This window comes from Bacillus cereus group sp. BfR-BA-01310 (genome assembly GCF_022664325.1).
GTDB lineage: Bacteria > Bacillota > Bacilli > Bacillales > Bacillaceae_G > Bacillus_A > Bacillus_A paramycoides.
On record NZ_JAKUHD010000106.1, the window covers coordinates 1 to 373 of the forward strand.

Below are 373 nucleotides of genomic sequence, written 5' to 3' on the forward strand. Positions count from 1 at the left end.
CCGTTCCCATACCGAACACGGAAGTTAAGCTCTCTAGCGCCGATGGTAGTTGGGACCTTGTCCCTGTGAGAGTAGGACGTTGCCAGGCAATATTATTCCGCAGTAGCTCAGCGGTAGAGCTATCGGCTGTTAACCGATCGGTCGTAGGTTCGATTCCTACCTGCGGAGCCATGTGGAGAGCTGTCCGAGTTGGCCGAAGGAGCACGATTGGAAATCGTGTATACGTCACAAGCGTATCAAGGGTTCGAATCCCTTGCTCTCCGCCATAAGGAATTTATAATATTTGGCCCGTTGGTCAAGTGGTTAAGACACCGCCCTTTCACGGCGGTAACACGGGTTCGAATCCCGTACGGGTCACCACTTTTGGAGGATT

Annotated in this window: 3 tRNA genes and 1 rRNA gene; all 4 read left to right on the top strand. The window is 52.5% G+C overall.

The features are described 5' to 3' along the window. Positions 1–88: ribosomal RNA gene (gene rrf, locus MR109_RS29835) — 5S ribosomal RNA — on the top strand; the annotation flags it as partial. A gap of 8 nt (positions 89–96) precedes the next feature. Then, positions 97–171: transfer RNA gene (locus MR109_RS29840), tRNA-Asn, on the top strand. A gap of 3 nt (positions 172–174) precedes the next feature. Continuing rightward, a tRNA-Ser gene (locus MR109_RS29845) sits at positions 175–266 on the top strand. A 19-nt stretch (positions 267–285) separates the two neighbouring features. After that, positions 286–360 (top strand) — tRNA-Glu (locus tag MR109_RS29850). The last annotated feature ends 13 nt before the right edge of the window (positions 361–373 follow it).